This window comes from Ahrensia sp. 13_GOM-1096m, assembly GCF_000620605.1.
GTDB lineage: Bacteria > Pseudomonadota > Alphaproteobacteria > Rhizobiales > Rhizobiaceae > Ahrensia > Ahrensia kielensis.
On record NZ_KK211156.1, the window covers coordinates 398,296 to 419,146 of the forward strand.

Consider the following 20,851-nt stretch of genomic DNA (forward strand, 5'->3'; position numbering starts at 1 on the left):
ATATAGTATTAACAAACATTTTAGCTGTCTTATTTTGACACGGCAAAAGTCGTGAAAAATTACTCGAATTGCCGTGCGAAAGACGTCTGAAACACACGGTTGTCGACTGGAACTCATCTAAAATTTGAAAATATCACCGGTAATCTAACCCGATCCGGCGAAGTGACTTGCATCACATGAATGTCATAAAGCGCGACTCGCCCGCGACCGTCAAGCACTAGATTTGGGAAAATGGAAAAACACTACATATGGTGTGTGCGTTAACCTTATCTGACCTGTGGAAAAATGAATAACGGGGAAAAGTGTAAAACGGGGTTGCGAGATAGAGAAGGCCGATAACGTAAGGGTTTTTAAATAAATCCAATTTTTGGGCGCTAAAAACTTACGCTAAGGCATTTATTTAAAGGCCGAGGTGATCTTTGCATGCCTTCGTTAAGTGCGCTGCGGAACCAAACTTAAGTTTGGAGGTTATCCAAGCGAACACGAAGGGAGAATACAATGCATAACATTATTTACCTCGTCGGCTTGGTCGTTGTTGTCGCTGCAATTTTTAACTTTGTCGCGTAAAAAGACTAGCCAAATTATTTGAAACAGGTGTTGTCGATGGACAGCGCCTGTTTTTGCTTAATTGAGACAAGCGCTTCGCTTAACGTTTTCTCTTTTGCCCATGTATGTCTTTCACGTAACACTTCGTGACTCCTAAAATTGAACTCTTAGCGCCTAACAGCGTTGTTCAGTTATAATCGAAAAGGAGTTGGCTATGAGAGAATCTGCAAAAAACACCCATCCTGATGTTCAGCGAGTTATTGACAATCAAAGCTTGTCGAACGGCGACAAGATTGCTGAACTCAAGAAACTACATGGTGACGAACGAGCGATTCAACGGGCGGCAAGCGAAAGTCCGATGATAGAAGATGACGGCCTTAATGATCGCCTTCATGATGTGGAGGTCGCGCTTAAAAATCTCGGTGTTGAGATAAATGGTCCAGAAGACAATTTGGGTGCTACGCTTTAGCTATTGTCATCGCAAAGCCGAGTTTTGTTATAAATCAATGAAACGACCAAGACGATTTGCATCGGCAATCTCGGCTTGGTCGTTTTAATGGGCGCTTGACCTTCCACCTAGGGGAAGGTGCAAACTCTGCCTAAATTTTAGCGAGTGATTCTATGAACCGGAAATTCCTTTACATTATCACCGGTGTCATCGTCATCGGCGGGGCTGCTTATATCGGTCTTAAACCAGATGAGCAGATAAGCGCGACCGGTGCGCCACTGGCTGATGTAAGCGTTCCGCAATTAACACCCGCGCAAAGTGCAGGTGAGGTGGCATTTAATAAAAATTGCGCTGCCTGTCATGGTCAGAACGCTGCAGGACAAGATGGTGTTGCGCCGCCTTTGGTTCACCCCATTTATGAGCCATCGCACCATGGTGATCAGGCTTTTGTGATGGCTGCACAGCGCGGTACACGCCAGCACCATTGGCCATTTGGCGATATGCCGCCCGTTGAGGGAATTACCGATACCGAAATTCAATCCATTATTGTTTATGTTCGTGCTTTGCAGCGCGAAAATGGCATCAACTAGCCTAAAAAGAAAATGTCTTTGAGAAGTGTAACAGATGACTGCTGATGATCGGTTGCACCAAATTACGCTTGATGCACTTGGCGCCAGTGCTGATGAGCCTAAAGATAATTTGGGTGCTACACTTTAGTTTTTAAATTGGTATTTCTGCTCGAGAGCATTGTCGCTCTTTGATATAAATTAATGAAACGGCCAAAAAGGATTGCGTAGGTAATCGCGATTTGGCCGTTTTAGATTTGAATGCTATTGCGCTTCGTTTTCCAGCTTATCTTGCGTTTTGTTTTCAAAGTCGCTGGCATCGTGGCGTTCACGCAATTGGGTGTTTAGTTCACCCCAAGAACGGTTGACCATTTTTCCGCGCTTCACAGCTTCACGGCTTGCAATCAATTTTGCCCAGCGCACTAAGTTCTTATAGCCAGCAGCCTCAAGGAAGGTTGCAGCATCATCGTAGATTGTGCCTTCCGCAACAGCGCCATACCAAGGCCAGATTGCCATGTCGGCAATCGTGTATTCTTCGCCGGCAATATAAGTGTTATTTTCAAGCTGTTTGTCGAGCACATCAAGCTGACGCTTGGCTTCCATCGTAAATCGATCGATAGCGTATTCTATCTTGTGCGGTGCATAGGCGTAAAAATGGCCAAAACCACCGCCTAGATAAGGCGCAGAACCTTGCAGCCAGAATAGCCAGTTGAGAGCCTCTGTGCGTTTTGCTGGTTCGGTTGGCAAAAATGCACCAAACTTTTCAGCAAGATAAAGCAGGATCGCGCCAGATTCAAAAACACGGGTTGGGGTGTCTGTCGAATGGTCCATCAATGCTGGGATTTTTGAATTCGGGTTAACGCCAACAAAGCCTGAGCCGAACTGATCGCCTTCCTGAATATTGATCAAGTAAGCATCATATTCTGCCTTACTATGGCCTGCTGCGAGCAGTTCTTCGAACATGATCGTGACTTTGACGCCATTAGGCGTCGCGAGCGAGTAAAGTTGAAAAGGGTGTTTGCCAACGGGCAATTCTTTTTCGTGTGTGCTGCCAGAGATAGGGCGGTTGATGTTGGCAAATTTGCCGCCATTACCTGGTTCCCATTTCCAGATTTTCGGTGGTGTATATTCGCTTGAGTCTGACATGGAAACCTCATTGTTTTAAATTGGATAACGTATGTAAGAGAAACATAATGCGATTCAAGCAATGCACGTTTTAGTGATCGCTTTTGCAGGTGCTGTGATCGCCCAAAGCTTCTAATACTTTGCAATGACCAACAGTGTCGCTGTCACAATTTTGCGTAATTCGGGTTAATTCCAAGCTTAATTGCTGCAATTGCGTGATTTTACGCGCGATATCTTTCAAATGCTGATTGGCAATGAGATGGGCTTCATCACAGGGCATGTCTGGATTGGCATTCAAAATAAGTAAATCTTTGATCGCATCTATAGAAAGTCCCAAATCGCGCGCATGGCGAATGAAGGTCAGCCTGTCCAACACTTCAGGCTCATATCGGCGTTGGTTGCCTTCTGAACGGTGAGGCGGCTCAATAAGTCCGATATTCTCATAATAGCGAATAGTAGGAACCTTAACGCCGACTTTGGATGATAATTGGCCGATTGAAAACATTTTTAAAAATACCGCTTGAACCTCTAGTCACTAGAGCAATTACATAATTAGTCACCTAATTCAATGGAGACTAAAATGGCAGGCTGTAATCATCATCACAATCAATCTACATTCGACGGTATGTCGGATGCATATAAGCGCCGCTTATGGATGGTAATTTTCCTCAACGCAGGAATGTTTGTTGTCGAAATCTTTGGTGGCGCATTTGCTAACTCAAAGGCACTTCAGGCCGATGCGCTCGATTTTCTGGGTGATGCAACCACCTATGGCCTGTCTCTATATGTCATTGGCATGAGCATCACGGCGAGAACCAGAGCTGCTATGCTGAAAGGCATAAGCCTGTTTGTAATGGGGCTTTGGGTTTTTGGTTCAACAGCTTATTCGTTTTGGACTGATACTTTGCCAGTGGCCGAACTCATGGGCGGTATTGGATTTATGGCGCTTGCTGCAAACCTTTTGAGCGTATTTCTTTTGGTCAATTTTAAAGATGGCGATGCCAATGTGCGCTCGGTTTGGCTGTGTTCGCGCAATGATGCGATTGGCAATGTTGCGGTCATGCTTGCTGCTGTCGCGGTTTGGTTTTTGGGTAGCCGCTGGCCGGACCTGATCGTCGCAATAATGATGGCCGGTCTGTTTTTGAGTTCTGCTTGGCAGATATTGACGCAGGCTCTGCGGGAGAAAAAAGAACTCACCGCATAGTCAGGTTTGGTGTTTCAAAGCACCTAAAGGCAAGCGCGGCACTTCATGCAGTGCTTGCCTAAGGCTCTTTAAGTTCTAGCCTTTGTGGTCTTCAGCGATTGGCTTTTGGTATGTAAAGCCCATATCCCAAGGGAAATAAATCCACGTATCTTGGCTGACCTCTGTGATAAAAGTATCAACAAGCGGCATGCCTTTAGGCTTGGCATACACTGTCGCAAAATGCGCTTTAGGCATCATCGCACGTACAAGACCTGCCGTTTTGCCCGTATCGGTCAAATCGTCGATAATCAGAATGCCTTCGCCTTCTTGCTCAAGAAGTTCAGGAGATATCTCTTTCAACACATAGATTTCGCCCTGATTTTCGTAATCATGGTAACTGGCGACGGATACGGTTTCTATGACGCGAATACCGAGCTCACGGCTGATAACTGCGGCAGGCACAAGACCGCCGCGCGTAATGCAGACAATAGCTTTCCATTCTTTGGATACATTGGCAACGCGCCACGCTAATGCGCGTGCATCGCGGTGGAACTGGTCCCAAGAAACGGGAAATGCTTTTTCAGGTAGGGACATGGCTAGACTCCAAAATGTTTGGAGTTCGCTTAGCGGTATTCTTTCGTAGAGGCAAATGTTTGCGGCTACGAAGCTGTGAGTTTAGGCTATTTCGCCTGTTAAGCTGCGATACTCTGCTTATTCAATTCAGCGTTCCTGCGTGCAGGGCTAGCTATTTTCGATCCAGCTTTGAATTCAAATAGTGGATTAATCGGAATTTCGTGCTCTGCGATCGACTTAATAAGCTTATCAAATGTCCAGTCAGCCAGTGGGTTGATTTGTAACACACCGCGGTCATCGTCCCATTTTGCAAACTCTATGGATTTATTTGCGCTCAATTGTTCGTTGCGCAAACCGGAAATCCACACATCGCTTGCAACAGCTTTGACGGCAGCAATGTCGATGTCATATTGCTCTGCTGTGATGGAGCGCAAAGTCTGCGCATTCTCTAATAGCAAACCATTTAAGGTTGTTACGATTTTCAAATGGTTGCCATGATTGATAATCGCCCACGCGATCAATTGATCTTCGGTACTGAAATTTGTCGGAAATATTGCCTTGGGGAATTTCTTTGCGATAAGTGCAATGCGCTCATCCAGTGGAAGCGTTGCAAATTCATCATTTAGTTCTTTGGCTAGTCGAACATAGTTCATGAGAACATTCCTTGTGGCTATGCCTAGAATGTTCAAAAAACGAGACTTTTAAAAGAAACGAGAATCTATAAATGAGCTCAATGTTAGAATGGAGCTTCTGGCTTTAAGCGTTTTGCAATTTTGAGAGCATGATTTTAATGTCCTCAAGGGCGCTATCAAGGGAAGCTTCATTGGCGCTGCGCACAACCAGCTCTGTTGAAAAATTACCATCCTCATAGCGCGGGTACGATCCGATCACCGTATCGGGGTGGTTTTTCTGAACTTCACCAAGCGGTGCGCCAATGGTTCCTTCGCCTAAATCTGAAAGCACTGATTTGGACAAGAGTTTGCGGCCTGTGCGCAATGAATGAACCACATGATCCAACATGGCTTGAAAAATTGACGGAACGCCTGCCATGACATGCACATTGCCAACCACGAAGCCGGGAGCTTTCGATATCGGATTATCAATGTGGTGCGCGCCTTCTGGCATACGGGCCATACGCTTGCGAGATTGAGTAAACTCAATGCCGCGGTTTTTATAATGCTCGGCCAGAATTTTTAAGGCTTGATCGTCATAATCGCAGGGTAGGCCAAAGGCAGCTGCTATGGCGTCTGCGGTAATATCATCATGGGTCGGGCCTATGCCGCCGGACGTGAACACATAAGTATTGCGTTCGCGTAGCTGGTTGACCGCTTCGATAATGGCATCTTGGTCATCGGATACAAAGCGTACTTCTTTAAGATCAATGCCAATCGCAGTCATGATGGACGCTAAATGGCCAGCATTGGTGTCGCGTGTGCGCCCTGACAGAATTTCATCGCCGATCACCACCATAGCGGCGGAAACAACATCAAAATTTTCGTCATTTTCTTTGGTCATGGTCTGCTGCTTGCCGGTTCGTTAGCGTGACATTGGTGTACTGCTAATGTAGCGGCTTTTTACAGTATGAGGAGGGGGTAATTCCAAAATTGTGAAATGAGTTTAGCGCAGCCTTACGCGCGCAGCGAAATGTGATGCTGCGTGCGTCATTTTTATACAGTCTTTGTCTTAGTTGATCGTGTCGCCATTCTTGTCGAATTTGAACATTTTATCACGGTCAAAATGGAGCGAAATATCGCTTCCCACTTCTGTGTCATGCTGCCCAAATAGGCGAATGCAGATGAGGCCAGCGTCAGCACAATCAGCATATATATTGGTGTCGCTGCCCAGTTTCTCGATATGAGAAACTTTGCCTGTGAGGTCTGCTTTTGCACCGTCAATCAAAATGTTTTCAGGGCGTATGCCGATGGTTTCCGCATCGTCGATTTTAAGGCAGCTTGCAGGAATAAAGTTCATTTGCGGTGAACCGATGAATCCGGCGACAAATTTGTTTTTAGGTTCGTTATATAATTCCATTGGCGTGCCGACTTGCTCAATCACACCATTATTGAGAACGACGATGCGATCAGCCAATGTCATGGCTTCTGTCTGGTCGTGCGTTACATAAACCATCGTGGCGGATAATTGCCTGTGAAGGCTTGCGATTTCGAGGCGTGTGTTAACGCGCAGTGCTGCGTCCAAGTTCGAAAGCGGCTCATCAAAAAGGAAGAGCTTGGGTTGGCGCACAATGGCACGGCCAATTGCAACACGCTGGCGCTGACCGCCCGATAATTCAGCAGGGCGGCGATCAAGATAATCATCAAGCGAAAGCATGGACGATGCAAAGCCAACGCGTTTTTCAATCAGCTCTTTGGGACGTTTTGCTTGCTTTAGCCCTAAGCTCATATTGTCTTTGACCGTGAGGTGTGGATAAAGCGCATAGGTTTGGAAAACCATTGAAATACCGCGCATTGAGGGTGATTGTCCGTTGACCGGATCGCCGTCAATTTCAATGCTGCCAGTGCTTTCGGTTTCAAGGCCGGCAATAATTCGAAGCAATGTCGATTTTCCGCAGCCAGAAGGGCCGACGAAAATCACCAATTCGCCATCCTTTACATCAAGATCAATGCCCTTGATGACCTCGACATTGCCGAAAGATTTACGAATGTTTTTGAGCGATAATGATCCCAAAACGAGTCCCCAATACTAAAATGTAATTTCTTGGTTGGTGCGGATGCTTTCATCCGCAGCCAGACACACTGCTAAGGATTTTACTGCGTTTTCCATATGCTCGGTTAAATCCACATCATTGCGGATTGCATCCAGCACAAATTGCTGTTCAAGCACGCATAATTCGTCATGCGAAATATCGGCATTGGTGGATAGAAGCGTATCTTCGCTTTTCACAAACTCTCCCTGCGCATCCGTTTCTGAATCGTGGATACGTATGGTTGAAGCTTTGGTGTGATTATCAATGTCATCAGATTGCATGTCATCGGATACAACAATCGAAACCGAACCATTTGGCGAAATAACATCTTTCACGAAGAAGGCCGTTTGAGACATCATTGGGCCCCATCCAGCTTCATACCAGCCAATAGACCCGTCTTTGAACGTGACTTGGAAATGGCCGTAATTATACATGTCATCGGCAATTTCATCGCTCAAGCGAAGACCGATGCCGCGCACTGATACCGGATCAGAATTTGCGATCTGGCACATCACATCGACATAATGGACGCCGCAATCAACGATAGGCGAAGTGGTTTCCATAAGTCTTTTATGGGTTTTCCAAGTATCGCCGGATGATTGCTGGTTGAGGTTCAAGCGGAACACGAATGGGCCGCCGAGCTCACGGGCTTTATCAACAAAAGTAATCCATGATGGATGATGGCGCAGGATATAGCCAACAACGAGTTTGCGGCCTAACTTTTTGGCAACAGACACTACTTTTTGTGCTTCGGCTACTGTGTTGGCAAGTGGCTTTTCAACAAAGACATCGCACCCAGCTTCCATCGCCGCGATAGCATAATCTGCATGGGTGTCTGAATAGGTATTGATAGACACCAGATCAGGTTTGTATTTTTCCAATGCGGCAGGGTATGATTTTTCAAACTCATAACCTTGCAAGTCAGCAGGCAAATCTCTTTCGGATCGATTGACCAAAGCGACAATCTCATAACCATCATTGTGGTGATACGCTAGAGCATGGCTCAGGCCCATATTGCCGAGGCCGACAACGAGAACGCGCACTTTATTGGTAGACTTATTCATTTAACTGCACCTGCTGTAATACCCTTAATGAGCTGTCTGGAGAAGATGAGATATAAGACCAGCACCGGAATAATTGCCAATGACAAGGAAGCGAGAACGGCATTCCAATCGGTTACGAATTGGCCAATGAAGACCTGCGCGCCGAGCGTGATTGTTTTTGTTTCTTCGGCTGGCGCAAGGATGAGTGGGAACCACAGATCGTTCCAGATAGGGATCATGGTAAACACGGCAACCGTTGCTAAAGCTGGCCGGATGAGCGGCAAAACAAGAACGCCGAAAATAGTGTATTCGGTGAGCCCGTCAATTCGCCCCGCATTTTTAAGGTCATCTGAAATGCCTTGCATAAATTCGGACAGAATGAAGACTGCAAGCGGCAAGCCTTGCGCTGTATAAACCAATATCAGGGCTGTCAGCGTGTTCACGAGACCTGAGGCGACCATCATTTCTAGAATGGCAACTGTACCAAGGCGGATCGGGATCATGATGCCGATTGCCAGATAGAGACCTGTCAGCAAATTACCGCGAAAGCGATATTCAGACAAAGCAAAAGCGGCCATGGCGCCAAACAGCAAAACCATAGTGAGTGAGGCAACGGTCACGATCAGGCTGTTCTGAAAATAGAGAACAAAATCGCCCTGTTTCAGAACCGTTTCATAGCCCTTCAAGCTGAATGATTCAGCGTTCGGCAGGGATAAGGGTTCTCTGAAAATCGCATTGCGAGATTTGAATGAATTGATAACAATCACAAACACAGGGAAGAGGGCGATGAGCGTGTACGTAATAAGGATTGCGTGCGCGGCGATCGCTCTGAAAGTTACCTGCGAACGGGCAGTTTTTTGGATATCAACGGACATGTTTTGGTTTCCTAAAACTGGTATCGGCGAAGGCGTGTTTGAATACCAAAGAGGTATATCGATACGCCGATAAGAATGATGATAAACATGATCGAGGCGATTGCGGAGCCCATATTAGGGTCGCCCAATTGCAGCTGAAATCCGAAGAATGTTCTGAACATGAATGTGCCAAGTACATCGGTTCCGAAATTTGGACCAGCCAGCGCACCTTGGACAGAATATATCAAATCGAATGCATTGAAATTGCCTACGAAAGTCAAAATCGAGATAATGCCGATTGATGGCAAAATGAGCGGCAGTTTGATTTTCCAAAATTGTGAAATTCCGGTTACGCCATCACATTCGGCGGCTTCTAAAATTTCATCTGGTATGGATAGCATAGCTGCATAGATCAGCATCATTGGAATGCCGACAAATTGCCAAACGGAAATCAGCGCAAGTGTGGTGAGGGCATATTCTTCTTTGCCAAGCCACGGTGTGAATAGGCTTTTCAAACCAACTGCATCCAACATACTTGGTGCAACACCCCAAATAGGGCTCAAAATAAGCTTCCATGCAAAACCAACAATCACGAAGGAAAGGATTGTCGGGATAAAAATTGATGTGCGGTAGAAAGCCTTCATGCGTAGCTTGTTGCTGCTGAGTAGCGCTGCAAGCAAAATGCCGATTGGGTTTTGAACCAGCATGTGAATGACAAAGAACCACGTATTATTGAGCAGAGCGTTCCAGAACTGTTGAGACCAATGCTGATCGCCCAGAAGTGTTTTAAAATTGGCAAGGCCAACAAAAACCTGCTCACCGTCAATATCACTGAATAAGGAAAGCTGGATCGTTCCAAGCAATGGAATGACCATAACGGCCGTGTAAATCAAAAAAGCTGGAGCAAGAAAGACAGGGATATGCCAACGGATTGGAGGCTTGCTGATCGGTTTTTGCATGAGTTTTTCCAGCTTGTTGAATGGCGTGAAGCGGGCCGCACGAAATGCGCGGCCCACAATCATTTTAAATGCTTATTTTTGTGGATCGTACCAAGATGCAAGACCATCTTGTAGACGCTTGCCAGCTTCTTCAGGTGTTTCTGCACCTTTGATAACGGACACTGATGCGTTCCAAGTCTCGTTTTCGAGGTTTGGTGTGCCGCGTGACAAAATCTGGTACGTTGAGCGGATTGTTGGCTCACACTTTTCACGCCAAGAAATGAATTCCTGAGCAAGTGGATCTTCCATTTTTACAGCTGCTTTAGACAGCGGGAAGAAGCCAGGAAGTGAATTGGCATATAGGCTTGCGAATTCTTCTGAACCAACCCAGTTCAAAAATGCTTTTGCCGCTTCTGGGTGTTTCGTATTTGCATTCATGCCAATGCCGATATCGGTATGGTCAGAAATGTAACATGTATCACCTTCATTTGGCACAGGTGGGTTGAATGCGCCCATTTTGAACTGTGCGTTTGTGTTGAAGCCTGAAATTTCCCAAGAACCGGCTGGGTAAACAGCTGCTCGGCCAAGCGTGAAGAGGTTTTGGCTGTCAGGGTAAGTTTGCGCTTCAAAACCGTCACCAAGGTAATCTTTCCATTTTGCCAGCTGGCGGAATGGAGCAATCCAAGGCTCATCGGTAAGTTTTTGCTCGCCTTTAATCAAAGCGTTGCGGCCTTCTTCACCTTTCCAGTAGTTTGGACCAACATTGTTGTAGCCCATTGTTGCAGCTTCCCACTGGTCGTTCGTGCCCATAGCAAGTGGAATGTAGTTGCCTTTTTCTTTGATCGCATCGAGCGCTGCAAAGAATTCAGCTTCGGTTTCAGGCACTTCTACGCCTGCATCTTCAAATGCTTCTACATTGTAAATGAAGCCATGAATAACAGACGCCATTGGTACGCAGAACGGTGTTGAGCCGTCGTCGGTGATCCATGCTGATTTGGCAACGTCTGAGAAGTTGCTCATGCCTTCTAGGTCTGTAAGCGGTGCAAGCTGGTTCGCTTCAAACAGAGATAATGACGCATCAAATGGGCGGCACGTGATAAGGTCGCCAGCTGAACCTGCTTCAAGCTTTGAGTTCAAAACCGCATTATATTCAGCAGGGGCTGATGGGGTAAACTTTAGCTTGATGTTTGGGTGCTTTGCTTCAAACGCTGGAATGATTTTGTCCTGCCAGATTGACAAGTCATCATTGCGCCAGCTTTCAATAGTCAATGTAGCGTCTTGAGCATATGACAAGCCTGCACTGCCAAATATTGTCGATGCAATCAAAATTGCCTTGAACGATTTGTGTTTCATTTGCTTACTCCCTGTTGATGCATAAAATTATGCGTTAATGTTCTCGTCAGACCGGATTTCCTCCAAACATCTTCTGAGAACGCCTCCATGCTCAATTAACATGCGTTCTGCTGCATGTTCATTTTGGGCTCCCGCCGCCAGAAGCACGGCTAATTTAACATTGCCTTTTGCTTGCTGGAGCGTATTTTTCGCCGTGCTTAGATCGCACTGGGCAATGTCTTTCACCATGCTCAATGAACGCTCGACTAGTTTTGCGTTATCGGCTTTGAGGTTTACCATAAGCCCGTCGTGGATATGCCCGAGCTCAATACCCATAAGGGTAGAGATCATGTTCAATGCAATTTTCTGCGCTGTGCCAGCACCCAGTCTGGTTGAGCCGGCAATGACTTCCGGCGGCGTATCCAAATGAATTGCAATGTCGGCGTTGTTTAAAAGTTCGCTGGGATTGTTATTGGCGATAGCGATTGTCGTAACGCCCAGCTGTTTTAATTCATGCTGCGCTGAAACCGTATAAGGCGTGTTTCCGCTTGCAGAAACGAGAATGGCGCAGTCGCCAGCTTTTAAATTTGTGTCTTTAACGTCAGTTTTGGCAAGATCAGTATCGTCTTCTGCGCCGCCGCGCATATCAACAAGCGTATCTGGGGCGCCAGCAAAGAGGATTTTAATTTGGCTCATTGATACGCCAAAAGTGCCGGATATTTCTAAGCTGTCTGATAGAGCCATTAGGCCGGAGCTGCCCGCACCAACATAGCATAGATTACCGCCAGACCGAATTGATGATGTGGCGGCTTTTGCCGCTTTAATAATGGCGGGGATGCAGGATTGCAGTGCGTTAACAGCGTTAATTTGACCGCCGAGCAGCGCTTCAAGCGCTTGAGCGGAGTCGAGCGTGTCAATGCCTTGCGCCAATTCGCTTTTTAACTCTGTCTTAACTTTTTGCATTGAATTCCTCCGTGATTATCTAATACCAAAACAATACCATCTGTCTAGTAAAACTTAGCATTTTTAACCGTTTCTCTTATGATAAGTAAAAAAACGCATAAAATTCAGATGATTAGTAATTCGTTGTGATAATTTTTATGTTTGGCTATTGGATGTGGTATTAAATTGGTTTATATCGCTGGTATGGTTGAGGGTCAAAAATATTACTTGGGTGTTGATGGCGGGGGGACAGGCTGCAGGGCGTGTCTTTGCGACGCTAACGGTAATCCTTTATCATATGCCAAAGCCGGTTCTGCCAATGTCATGTCGAGTGTTGATGTTGCGCGTGGTAACATTTTAAAATGTTGCACAGAGGCTTTGCTTGAAGCTGGTATATCTGCCGAAGTGCTGCATAAAATTCCAATTTATATGGGGCTCGCGGGCGCTGAATATGAAGCGCAAAATCAAAAACTACGGCAAAGTTTGCCGTTTGAGAATATGATCATTGAAACCGATGCTCATATTTCGCTAGAGGGCGCTGTTGGCTCTGGCGATGGCGCTGCTGCAATCATTGGTACAGGCTCCATTTACCAGTTCAGGCATAATGGTGTTGAAAAAACGATTGGCGGCTGGGGCTTTGTCGTCGGTGATTTATCCGGCGGTGCTTGGCTAGGGCGGGCGTTGTTGCAAGAAGCATTGCTCGTTTATGACGATATCCATGCTGGCTCTGACTTAACGCAAAAAGTTTTAGATCAGTTCGAAAATAATCCGCAAAAAATTGTTGAATTTGCGCAAGCTGCCAAGCCTGGCGATTTTGGCGTTTATGCGCCGCTGGTTTTTGAATATGCTGATTTGGGCGACACTGTTGGTTTGCACATCATGCAGCAGGCAATTGCCAATATCGAAGAAACGCTTGATCGAATTTTACCGGATGCTGACAGTCAATTTTGCATGATTGGTGGCCTTGGCGCTGTTTATGCAAAACGCCTTAGCGACGATTATAAAACACGTCTTATTGCGGCAAAGGGCGATGCGCTTAGCGGTGCTGTTAGTCTAGCCATTCAAAGTTTTTCAGGGAAGGATTTGTAAAATGTCCGCAGATATTTTGCAGGTACTTGCTCCAGATAACTGGCTGAAAAAGAATGGTGGGCCATTATACTCTCAACTTAGCCAACATATTGAAAATTCAATTCTATCTGGAGAATTGAAAGAGGGCGCTGCGCTTCCTTCTGAACGTGAATTGGCAAGCATAAGCAATTTGTCCCGCGTCACTGTTCGCAAAGCTGTCGAGAAACTTGTCAAAGACGGACTTGTTATCAGAAGGCAAGGGTCTGGAACGTCTGTTGCGCCGACATTTGGGCGGGTCCAACAATCACTTTCGAAGCTTACATCCTTTAGTGAGGATATGGAGCGGCGCGGATTGGTGGCTAGATCAGAATGGCTCGACAAGGGCATATATGTGCCGTCGCCAGAAGAGAGCATGACGTTGGGGATTAGCCCAACAAGCGCCGTTGTGCGTATCGCGCGCTTGCGAATTGCCAATGATCAACCGCTGGCGATTGAGCGCGTATCCATATCGTCAAATATTATTGCTGATCCTAACCTGATTGACGGCTCACTTTATGAGTATTTGCATAAGATCGGCAAAAAGCCATTTCGAGCCGTACAGCGCATTTCCGCAGACATTCTGGTTGGAATAGATGCTGGACTTTTGAATGTTGAAGATGGTTCGGCTGGTTTGCGCATTGAAAGGGTTGCCTATCTTGAAAATGGGCAAGTCGTAGAATTTACCAAATCTGTTTATCGCGGCGATGCTTATGATTTTGTCGCGGAATTACAGCTCTAAATATCCGAGGGCGAATTGAATGTTTGATTTTAAAACTAAAATGCGTGCTGAAGTTGAAGGCATTCCTGATGCTTTAAGCGAACTGCTTCGTAGCTCGCGCGATAGTATCATGAATGCTGGCGCTGAATTGCGTGCATTGGAGCCCAATCTTATTTGCACCGTTGCGCGGGGCTCATCTGACCATGCGGCAACCTACCTTAAATATGCCATTGAACTGACCGCGCAGACGCCTGTTGCATCAATTGGGCCTTCGGTGAGCTCCATTTATGGTGCTGATTTAAAGCTGCAGAAAACGGCTTGTATAGGCATTTCTCAATCGGGCCAAAGCCCCGATATTGTTAGCATGGTCAAGACTGCGCTCAAAAATGGTTCGCTGACGATTGGGCTTACGAACACACCCAAATCGCCCTTGGCAGATATCAGCGATTACACAATTGATATTCATGCCGGTATTGAAGAAAGCGTTGCAGCCACAAAGACATTCATCACTTCGGTTGTCTCTGGCCTAATGTTATTGGCTTATTGGCAGAAAGACGAAGCGCTTTTGAGTGCGGTTGAAAAACTGCCTGAACTGGCAAAGCAAGCGCTTGAAACAGATTGGGACCAACTAACAAAGCGTCTGTTAAGGCAAGACCGCCTCTATGTGCTTGGACGTGGTCCAGCCTTTGCGATTGCCAATGAAGTTGCGCTTAAATTCAAAGAGACATGCCAATTACAGGGTGAAGCTTTTAGCTCTGCGGAAGTTTTGCATGGTCCGGTTTCTATAGTGTCCTCTAACTATCCTGTTCTTGCGCTGGTTGCACGCGACAAAGCTGAAAGCTCAATGATAGAAGTCGTTGATGATTTATGCGCGCGCGGCGGCGATGTTTATGCAACATCCAGCAATTCGGGCAAGGCAACGCAATTGCCTTATGTAGCGACGGGCCATCCACTTACTGACCCGCTATTGCTGATTGTATCTTTCTATTCGTTTGTCGAAGAATTATCGCGCTTGCGCGGTTTCAATCCGGATGAACCTTTGAACCTTAAAAAGGTGACTGAAACAGTATGAGTAAAACATGGACATTATCGTGCGCTGACCTGTTTGATGGGAATAATCACCGCAAGAATCAATCGCTGATTATTGAAGACGGGATCATTGCAAAAATTTGTGATTCTGCAGATGTGGATGACAACCAGATCACACTTGATGCGGGGCATGTTGCGCCCGGCTATGTGGACTTGCAGGTTAATGGCGGCGGCGGCGTATTGTTTAACGATAGCCCAACGGTCGATACAATTCGCACGATGTGCGATGCGCATGCTTTGTTTGGCACGACATCGCTTTTACCCACACTTATAACGGATACGCCGGAGGTAACGTCTCAAGCGATTGAAGCTGCGATTTTAGCTCAAGAGCAAAATCTGCCAGGCTTTTTAGGTCTGCATTTGGAAGGGCCGCATCTGGACAGTGGCAAGCATGGTGCACATGATCCGGCGCTTATTCATGCCATGAGCGATGCCGATATGAATGAGCTATTGGCAGCAAAACAAAAGCTTGCCCATATCATGATCACCGTAGCACCAGAATCGGTGTCGCGTGAACAAATTAAAACATTGTCTGATGCGGGTATTGTTGTCAGCTTAGGCCATAGCTCAACGACTTATCAAAATGCGCAGGCCGCAGCAGATGCCGGTGCAACATGTGTCACCCATTTGTTCAACGCAATGAGTGCTTTATCGCATCGTGAACCGGGCCTTGTTGGTGCGGCTTTGCAAAATGAAAATCTATATGCCGGATTGATCGCGGACGGTATTCACGTTGATCCTGCCGTGATTACAATTGCGCTGAATGCAAAGCAGGGCGGTAAGAAGATATTTCTGGTGACGGATGCGATGTCGACCATTGGTACCGATCAAAAATCGTTCTTTCTTAAGGGGCGGGAAATCACACGGGCTAACGGCCGTTTGGAATTAAGTGATGGTACGCTTGCTGGTGCAGATTTGGATATGAACGCTGCTGTAAATTATATGAGCGATGTCATTGGATTGAGCGCCGATGAAGCCTTGCGCATGGCAACACTTTATCCGGCCAATTGTATGGGCGCAAAATCTGGTCTTGGCGAAATCAAAGTTGGCGGCGCGGCAAGTTTTGTTCATCGCTCTGACAAAGGTGAGCTGCTCGGCTGTTGGCGTTCAGGCGATAAGGTCGTCTGATTTTACGTGTCAGCCAGTAGAATTCGCTGCATAGGAATATCCCACGGCATTGGATAGATGGTGTCCATTTTTGCAAAGGATTGACCAACACCAATGGTCATTGCGGAAGGCAATTGCGCTAAGGTGCGATCATAATAACCGCCGCCATTGCCTAAGCGGTATTGCTCTTTATCGACACCAAGCAGGGGTACAATGATAATGTCTGGTGTTACGGCTACCGCATCAGCAGGGATCGGAATACGCCAATTACCAATGGTCATTTTGCAATCCGGTGTCCAGAGGTGGAACTCAACAGGTTGGTTCTTTTCAACCACGACCGGCAGGGCAATTTTGGCGCCTTGCTCTACTGCCTTTTTCATCCAAGGCCGCAAGTCAAGCTCACCACGAATTGGCCAATAGGCCGCGATTGTTTTGCCGGATATATCATCCAATATGGCGTCGAGTTGGTCTGCAATGTTTTTTGCTGCACTTTGGCGCGCTTCAAGCGTTGGCTTTTGTCTTAATGCGTAAAGACGCTGGCGATTGGATTTGCGAAAAACGCTCACATCGTGGCGCGTTTGAGGGTCAACAACATGGCCATCAACCAGCGTGTGCGCAAAGCAAGGCGATGAATCGTCTTCTTGTTCCATGTCAGCTCCTCCTGCATAAACTGTGAAGCGTCCGCGCGGTGGAAACGAAATGTCAAAAATTCCAAAATGAAATTACATTTCACTTGTTGGAATATCGGCGTTCAACACGTTCTCCGATTGAGGTTAGCACTTCATAACCAATAGTGTGTTGGGTATCTGCAATTTTGTCGAGTGTTTGTTCGGTATTGATAAGGTCGACAAACATGTTTCTGGATAGCTGCGCCTCTGGCACGTCCGTGATATCAACAACCATGCTATCCATTGAAATTCGGCCGACGACCGGCAGATAAATGCCCTCATACATAGCGCCTGAAGTCCATTGTCGGTGCCAGCCATCCGCATAGCCAATGGACAAAGTCGCTAATCTTCGCGGCGTTGATGCTTTGTATAAATAATCATAACCAACTTGGGTGCCGACGGCGGCATCGCGTATTTCCAATATGCGTGCCTGAAGTTGGACGACAGGCTTCATCGGATTTGAAGAATCGCCTGTTGGATTGATGCCATAAAGTGCAGCGCCTGGGCGTGCGAGATCATAGTGAAATTCACTGGATAGAAAAATACCAGATGAATTGGCAAGCGAGCGTTTTGTTTTTGGCATCGTTTTGCATAGCGCATCAAATGCTTGCCGTTGTTGCTCATTTGCAGGGTTTGATGGATCTCCTGCGCAAGCTAAATGGCTCATCGTAAGATCAATGTTTATGCCTTCGATCAGAGAAGGATCAGCGTTGATTTTTTGTATGTCTTTTGCAGATAGCCCTAAGCGCGACATGCCCGTGTCAAATTGCAATGCGGCGGTAAGCGACTTGCCAGTTTGTTTGGCAAGCGCTATCCAAAGTTCAAGGTCCGATAGAGAGTTGATGACAGGCGTTAAATGATTTGCCAGAAACTCATCCGCATAATTATCGGGGATGCCATTTAATATGAAGATTTCGGGCGAGCGGCCAAGTGCTTTGCGCAGCTTTATGCCTTCTTCAAGGTGAGCCACAAAGAACGTATCGCATTTGTCTGATCGTAATTGCGTTGCAATTTCTTCAGCGCCAAGGCCGTAAGCATTGCTTTTGACGACTGCAGCAACTTTGGTGGTTGGGGCTTGTTTGCACAAATATTGATAGTTTGCGCTAATTGCTGCCAAGTTCACATTTAGAACCGCACCTGCACGGGTCATCATCATTATGCTCCGTGATAACGGGTTAAGCTTAAGCCAGCAGTATCAACATCAGGCGTTGAGCCGTCAATAATATCTGTAACAACGCGCGCTGAACCGCATGCCATTGTCCAACCTAATGTGCCGTGACCTGTGTTAAGGTAAAGCCCTTCGATTTTTGTTGTACCAATGATTGGTGGGCCATCTGGCGTCATCGGGCGCAAGCCACTCCAAAATGATGCCTTGTTCAGGTCGCCGGAATTTGGGAATAGGCTTGTGAATGAACGCTCCAAAGCGCCGCGTCTTTTAAGGGCAAGGCTGTTGTCATATCCGGATAGCTCTGCCGTGCCGCCAATGCGCACACGGTCTCCAAGTCGGGTGATTGCCACTTTATAGGTTTCATCCATGACCGTTGACACGGGTGCCGCATCAGCGTCGGATATAGGCACTGTCATGGAATATCCTTTTACCGGATAGATAGGCAGATTTATTCCGTAAGGCATTACAAGCGATCTGGATGCCGTGCCAAGTGCAACAACATAGGCATCAGCTTGCAGTTTTCCTTTGGACGTGACGACAGATGTTAGCTTGCCGCCATCAACTTCTAAATGTTTGATCTCGGTGTCGAATAGAAACTCAACGCCCAAGAGCTTAGCTTTTTCTGCAAGTTCTTTTGTGAAAATGTGACAATCACCGGTTTCATCTTCTGGAAGGTGCAGACCGCCGACAAACGGATCGGCTGATTGTGCCAGTGCTGGCTCAACTTCCAAACAGGCAGCTTTATCCATGAGGCGGTAGGGGACGTCAAACTGCTTTAGAATCTCGATGTCGCTTGCAGAATTATCTAATTGTTTGGCTGTTCTGAAAAGCTGCAATGTGCCTTCACTGCGCTCGTCATAGGAGATACCGCTTTCTAGGCGAAGTAATCTCAAACTATCACGGCTATATTCAGCCAAAGGCACCATGCGGCTTCTGTTAAGTGCGTATCGGGATGATGTGCAGTTTCTCAACATTTGCATCATCCAAGTTATAAGCTCTGGGTCGATCCTTGGCTTTATCAGCAGCGGACCATGCTTCATCAAAAGCCATTTTATCGCTTTAAGTGGAACGCCGGGCGCTGCCCAAGGTGAGGCATACCCCGCTGATATCTGGCCGGCATTGGCAAAACTGGTTTCATTTGCAGGCTGATGCGCGCGGTCAATGACCTGCACTTCATGACCTGATTTTGCCAAATAGTAAGCTGTTGTTACGCCGACAACTCCAGCACCTAGAACTATAACTTTCATGCGACTTTTACCTTGATGTTTCGCTTGGGCCTAGATTCCTATGAACATCTAGGCGTAGCGGTGGGTGGTTTATATTTTAAGGCCGGAGGATCAAGTATACCCCGGCGTTTCAACAATTGGCCGAACTGCTCGCGTCATAAAGTCATGCTGGCTATTTGCCGAATGAACCAGCTTCATTGATGCGCGGCGTTTTGAAGGCGAGTTTTCTGCGACAGAATCTTTTAAGAATTGCCGATGCGCTTCGGGTTGAAAGCGAACTTTTTTAACGTGAAGCAAATCAGTTTCCTGTCCTGCTTCTGTTAAATGATAATAGTCGCCTTCCTTGAGGCCGATAAGCGCAAGGCCTCTAAGGTTTGTTATCGAAAGAGATAGGCCAACAATATCGTTGCTGCGATGCGCTGACAGAATGCGGGTATCTGTAAAAACGTCATTCACGCTATAGGTAACGCGGCTATCCAAGGTGACGATATTCGCTGGTAAATCACTTTCGGAACATATCTGCGCGTTCTCTAATTTGGCTTTTAAGAGCATTGAAAACGGAGTGTTTTTTGCATGCTGGGCATCAAAGAGCCTTTGCAGCAGGGCCGCATTGCTTTGTGTTAAAATACATTCGTTTAAAATCACGATCAGTCTCCTGGTGCCTTATGGCTATTTTCTAATTTGAAAATTGAACCGTTCCCCTGGCTGCATTTTTGCAACGCAGGGGTTAGTATCCTGCCAGCAGACATCCTCCTGATAACGCTAATCTATTGAACTTTGGGTATGACATCAGCAGACCTACTGCGCCGCTTGAACAGGAGCTTCTTGTTCAGTGCTGGTGGCCGTAATGGTTAGCCGGTGCTTATCACCGGTTGGCGTTGTCCATATTATTGATTGCCCGACGCGCAGACCGATTAGTGCTGCACCGATTGGTGTCAGGATGGAAATTTTGCCAAGCGAAATGTCGGCATCGACAGGGAACACGAGCGTGACGGTTCTGCTCTCCCCATGGTCTGTTTCATAGGTGAGGGTGGAGCCCATTTTCACTGTGGTCGGCTTGACCAAACGATCAGGTTTGATCGTCGCGCGATCAAGCTCCGACATCAAATATTCAGCCACTGAACTGTTCGATTTAGCTGTTGCCTCAGCAAGACCGCTCAGTCTGGCGTAATCAGATTCGCTAATTGTTATTCTTGGAGATGATGAGGTCATATCGCGTTCGTATCACAATGTTCAATGCATCGTGGCGCGCAGAAAAAATCACGCGTTCACGATCAATAATAAAATAAATGGTGTGGGGTGACAGCAACTTGCTGTTGGTCGTTCGGATGTTCCGATGATTAACGCGCCCCGATATCGATGCAATAAATGCACGATTCGGGGTCTAATTCCGTGCCGGAATTACCCTCAAGCAATAGCGTATATGTGCTGTTACGTTTCTCATGCCTAAAAGCTACATTAATGCCCAAAGCTGTCAAGTTGTCTTTTCGCTGCTCTGAAATAAGACGAAAAGC

The 20,851-nt window shown here is 46.7% G+C and carries 23 protein-coding genes; 7 read left to right on the plus strand and 16 right to left on the minus strand.

Annotated elements, in window-relative coordinates; all coding sequences use genetic code 11:
* Positions 1–760 precede the first annotated feature (760 nt).
* The gene (locus N530_RS0115705) at positions 761–1,015 is read left to right on the plus strand and encodes a hypothetical protein (RefSeq protein ID WP_026481487.1); all 255 of its coding nucleotides are present in this window, start codon (positions 761–763) and stop codon (positions 1,013–1,015) included.
* A 152-nt stretch (positions 1,016–1,167) separates the two neighbouring features.
* Positions 1,168–1,584, plus strand: coding sequence for a cytochrome c (locus N530_RS0115710; protein WP_026481488.1), 417 nt, complete (start codon positions 1,168–1,170; stop codon positions 1,582–1,584).
* A gap of 240 nt (positions 1,585–1,824) precedes the next feature.
* Here the strand turns inward: N530_RS0115710 and yghU are convergent, their stop codons facing one another.
* The gene (gene yghU / locus N530_RS0115720; protein ID WP_026481489.1) at positions 1,825–2,706 is read right to left on the minus strand and encodes a glutathione-dependent disulfide-bond oxidoreductase; all 882 of its coding nucleotides are present in this window, start codon (positions 2,704–2,706) and stop codon (positions 1,825–1,827) included.
* A gap of 70 nt (positions 2,707–2,776) precedes the next feature.
* On the minus strand, positions 2,777–3,190 hold the full coding sequence (locus N530_RS0115725) for a helix-turn-helix domain-containing protein (protein ID WP_026481490.1): 414 nt from the start codon (positions 3,188–3,190) through the stop codon (positions 2,777–2,779).
* A 75-nt stretch (positions 3,191–3,265) separates the two neighbouring features.
* Between N530_RS0115725 and N530_RS0115730 the strand changes: the two genes are divergently transcribed.
* Complete coding sequence (locus N530_RS0115730) at positions 3,266–3,889, plus strand: cation transporter (protein WP_026481491.1); 624 nt, start codon at positions 3,266–3,268, stop codon at positions 3,887–3,889.
* Between the two features lie 75 nt (positions 3,890–3,964).
* Here the strand turns inward: N530_RS0115730 and gpt are convergent, their stop codons facing one another.
* The 9 genes from gpt to N530_RS0115775 all read right to left on the minus strand — a co-directional run bounded on the left by gpt (position 3,965) and on the right by N530_RS0115775 (position 12,275).
* Entirely contained in the window at positions 3,965–4,462 is a 498-nt protein-coding gene (gene gpt / locus N530_RS0115735) for a xanthine phosphoribosyltransferase (protein ID WP_018688103.1), read from the minus strand.
* Positions 4,463–4,560: 98 nt separating this feature from the next.
* Positions 4,561–5,094, minus strand: coding sequence for a phosphoadenosine phosphosulfate reductase family protein (locus tag N530_RS0115740; protein ID WP_026481492.1), 534 nt, complete (start codon positions 5,092–5,094; stop codon positions 4,561–4,563).
* Positions 5,095–5,197: 103 nt separating this feature from the next.
* Positions 5,198–5,956 (minus strand): molybdopterin-binding protein, encoded by a 759-nt coding sequence (locus N530_RS0115745; protein ID WP_026481493.1) that lies wholly within the window; start codon positions 5,954–5,956, stop codon positions 5,198–5,200.
* A 168-nt stretch (positions 5,957–6,124) separates the two neighbouring features.
* A complete protein-coding gene (locus tag N530_RS0115750) occupies positions 6,125–7,126 on the minus strand; it encodes an ABC transporter ATP-binding protein (RefSeq protein WP_026481494.1) in 1,002 nt (333 codons plus the stop codon).
* A gap of 15 nt (positions 7,127–7,141) precedes the next feature.
* On the minus strand, positions 7,142–8,209 hold the full coding sequence (locus tag N530_RS0115755; RefSeq protein ID WP_026481495.1) for a Gfo/Idh/MocA family protein: 1,068 nt from the start codon (positions 8,207–8,209) through the stop codon (positions 7,142–7,144).
* The gene (locus N530_RS0115760) at positions 8,206–9,063 is read right to left on the minus strand and encodes a carbohydrate ABC transporter permease (protein WP_026481496.1); all 858 of its coding nucleotides are present in this window, start codon (positions 9,061–9,063) and stop codon (positions 8,206–8,208) included. Before N530_RS0115760 ends, N530_RS0115755 begins: the two co-directional genes overlap by 4 nt.
* 11 nt (positions 9,064–9,074) lie before the next feature.
* Positions 9,075–10,001, minus strand: coding sequence for a carbohydrate ABC transporter permease (locus tag N530_RS0115765; RefSeq protein ID WP_035267416.1), 927 nt, complete (start codon positions 9,999–10,001; stop codon positions 9,075–9,077).
* A 72-nt stretch (positions 10,002–10,073) separates the two neighbouring features.
* Positions 10,074–11,333 carry an ABC transporter substrate-binding protein gene (locus N530_RS0115770; protein WP_026481498.1) on the minus strand — a complete coding sequence of 420 codons (1,260 nt, stop codon included), beginning with the start codon at positions 11,331–11,333 and terminating at the stop codon, positions 10,074–10,076.
* A gap of 27 nt (positions 11,334–11,360) precedes the next feature.
* Entirely contained in the window at positions 11,361–12,275 is a 915-nt protein-coding gene (locus N530_RS0115775) for an N-acetylmuramic acid 6-phosphate etherase (protein WP_026481499.1), read from the minus strand.
* Between the two features lie 165 nt (positions 12,276–12,440).
* Here N530_RS0115775 and N530_RS0115780 point away from each other — a divergent pair, with 165 nt between their 5' ends.
* From N530_RS0115780 to nagA, 4 genes are read left to right on the plus strand one after another with little or no spacing between them, the layout of a single operon-like run.
* A complete protein-coding gene (locus tag N530_RS0115780) occupies positions 12,441–13,343 on the plus strand; it encodes a BadF/BadG/BcrA/BcrD ATPase family protein (RefSeq protein ID WP_162150967.1) in 903 nt (300 codons plus the stop codon).
* A 1-nt stretch (position 13,344) separates the two neighbouring features.
* Positions 13,345–14,100, plus strand: coding sequence for a GntR family transcriptional regulator (locus N530_RS0115785; RefSeq protein WP_018688093.1), 756 nt, complete (start codon positions 13,345–13,347; stop codon positions 14,098–14,100).
* A gap of 19 nt (positions 14,101–14,119) precedes the next feature.
* Positions 14,120–15,151 (plus strand): SIS domain-containing protein, encoded by a 1,032-nt coding sequence (locus tag N530_RS0115790; RefSeq protein WP_026481501.1) that lies wholly within the window; start codon positions 14,120–14,122, stop codon positions 15,149–15,151.
* Positions 15,148–16,296, plus strand: a complete 1,149-nt coding sequence (gene nagA, locus N530_RS0115795) for an N-acetylglucosamine-6-phosphate deacetylase (protein WP_026481502.1) — start codon at positions 15,148–15,150, stop codon at positions 16,294–16,296. Before N530_RS0115790 ends, nagA begins: the two co-directional genes overlap by 4 nt.
* A gap of 2 nt (positions 16,297–16,298) precedes the next feature.
* Here nagA and N530_RS0115800 read toward each other — a convergent pair whose 3' ends face one another.
* From N530_RS0115800 to rnk, 5 genes are all read right to left on the minus strand, one after another.
* Positions 16,299–16,925: a 5-formyltetrahydrofolate cyclo-ligase gene (locus N530_RS0115800; RefSeq protein WP_026481503.1), complete on the minus strand. Its 627-nt coding sequence runs from the start codon at positions 16,923–16,925 to the stop codon at positions 16,299–16,301.
* Positions 16,926–17,004: 79 nt separating this feature from the next.
* Complete coding sequence (alr, locus tag N530_RS0115805) at positions 17,005–18,099, minus strand: alanine racemase (protein WP_026481504.1); 1,095 nt, start codon at positions 18,097–18,099, stop codon at positions 17,005–17,007.
* On the minus strand, positions 18,099–19,358 hold the full coding sequence (locus N530_RS0115810) for a D-amino acid dehydrogenase (RefSeq protein ID WP_026481505.1): 1,260 nt from the start codon (positions 19,356–19,358) through the stop codon (positions 18,099–18,101). Before N530_RS0115810 ends, alr begins: the two co-directional genes overlap by 1 nt.
* Positions 19,359–19,448: 90 nt before the next feature.
* Positions 19,449–19,982 (minus strand): hypothetical protein, encoded by a 534-nt coding sequence (locus tag N530_RS18355; protein WP_026481506.1) that lies wholly within the window; start codon positions 19,980–19,982, stop codon positions 19,449–19,451.
* A gap of 153 nt (positions 19,983–20,135) precedes the next feature.
* The gene (gene rnk, locus N530_RS0115820) at positions 20,136–20,549 is read right to left on the minus strand and encodes a nucleoside diphosphate kinase regulator (RefSeq protein ID WP_018688086.1); all 414 of its coding nucleotides are present in this window, start codon (positions 20,547–20,549) and stop codon (positions 20,136–20,138) included.
* Positions 20,550–20,851: the final 302 nt, after the last annotated feature.